General features: G+C 73.7%; 1 protein-coding gene. It reads right to left on the bottom strand.

What is annotated here, in order from left to right:
* Positions 1-2 precede the first annotated feature (2 nt).
* Positions 3-1,643, bottom strand: a complete 1,641-nt coding sequence (locus tag AOK24_RS41945) for a polyamine aminopropyltransferase (RefSeq protein ID WP_055725127.1) — start codon at positions 1,641-1,643, stop codon at positions 3-5.
* Positions 1,644-1,796 lie beyond the last annotated feature (153 nt).

The following is a 1,796-nucleotide window of genomic DNA, read 5'->3' as shown; positions in this document are numbered from 1 at the left end:
AGCTAGTACCGGGGATGAACCAGCGTCGATACCCGCACCCCCCTCACCCGCGTGGCCTCAGCCGCCCGCGCCCCCTCCGCCAGCGCCTCCGATGTGAGCGTCTGCGGTCGCGGCCCCCTGGGATCGAGCGCGAGAACGGGTCGCCGGGGCCCCGCCGAGGCCAGCAGGAACCCCCAGTCCTTCGGCGCCCGGGACCGCGCGGTCGTCCGGTCGGGCCCCGCCGCGAACCCGGAGTCGCGGCCGGTCACCCGGTAGGGGGTGGTGTGCAGCCCCGCCGCCCGCATGGTCGCGTCGACCGTCCAGAACACCTGGGACCGGGTGGCCAGCGGCCCGGCGTGGACGACGAGACGCCCCCCGGGCGCGAGGGAGCGGCGCGCGAGGCCGTAGAACTCCTCGGAGTACAGCTTGGTGCTGGCGGTGATCCCCGGATCGGGCAGGTCGGCGACGACGACGTCGTACGTGCCCGGCGCCGTCGTGCGCAGGACGTGGAACGCGTCCCCGATGGTGACGTGCACCCGGGGGTCGCCCAGCGCGTGCCCGCCGAGCCGGGAGAGCGCCGGGTCGCTGCGGGCGAGGCGGACGAGCCCGGCATCGAGGTCGACGATGTCGACCCGCCGTACGCCGGGATGGGTGAGGACCTCGCGCGCGGCGAGCCCGTCACCACCCCCGAGGACGAGGACGCGGGTATGAGACCCGTACATCGCGGGATGGACGAGGGCCTCGTGGTACCTCCGCTCGTCCCGCCCCCCGACCCGCAGCCGGCCGTCGAGGTACAGCCCCAGAGGGTGACCCGGCGTACCCCCCGTGAGGACTACCTCCTGCACGTCAGTCTGGAGAGCTACGCGGACGTCGTCCCCGTACACCGCCTGGCGGGCAGCGCGCTCGAAGTCGTCGACGAGTACGGCCGCCGCGGCGAGGACGCCGAGGACGGTCACGTTGGTCACCAGCAGCAGCCAGCGCGCGCGGCGGGTCAGGTCGCGCCGGAACAGGCCGAGGATCAGCGCGCTGCCCGCGACGACGTTGACCGCGCCGGTGAGCAGCGAACTCGTCAACTGGCCCAGGAACGGCAGGAGGAGGAAGGGGAAGGCGAGGCCGCCGACGAGCGCGCCGACGTAGTCCGCGGCGAACAGGTCGGCGACCGCGCCGCCCGCGTCCTGGCGGCGGATGCGCTGGATCAGCTCCATCAGGAGGGGGACCTCGGCGCCGATCAGCAGGCCGATGGCGAGGGAGAACGCGACGAGCAGGACGCGTGGGCCGTTCGCCCACAGGCCGCCCCAGTCGCCGGTCCAGGCGAACACGGCGTACAGGGCCATCGCGCTGCACCCGCCGATCAGCGCGAGCGCCGCCTCGACCGCGCAGAACCCGGCGGCGGCCAGCGTGCGCAGGCGTTTGGCGGCGAGCGAGCCGACGCCCATGGCGAACACCATGACGGACAGCACGACGGACGCCTGGGTGACCGAGTCGCCCATCAAGTACGAGGCGAGCGCGACGAGTTCGAGTTCGTAGACCAGCCCGCACGCGGCGCACACGAACACGCAGGCCAGGACCAGGAACCGCCCCGTCGCCGGCCGGACGGGCAGCGGGGCCCGGCCTCCCCACGGAGGCGGGGCACCGGGGGGAGCGGGCGCGTGCGGTTCGATCACGACTGCGACGTTACGTCACGTCCTCAGCACGCCATGTCACCCACACGCGTGAAACCGGAGGCCGGAGTGGTCCCTTGGGTTTACCCGGGGATGCCGGGAGGGGGTCCTGACGGGTTGCTCCACCCGTGTGAGGGAAGGAGTCAGGGGGGTGTG

Origin of the sequence: Streptomyces niveiscabiei (assembly GCF_001419795.1) — a bacterium.
Classification (GTDB): Bacteria; Actinomycetota; Actinomycetes; order Streptomycetales; family Streptomycetaceae; genus Streptomyces; species Streptomyces niveiscabiei.
The sequence above is the reverse complement of the archived record's forward strand: the minus strand, read 5'-3'. Positions and strand labels throughout refer to the sequence as shown.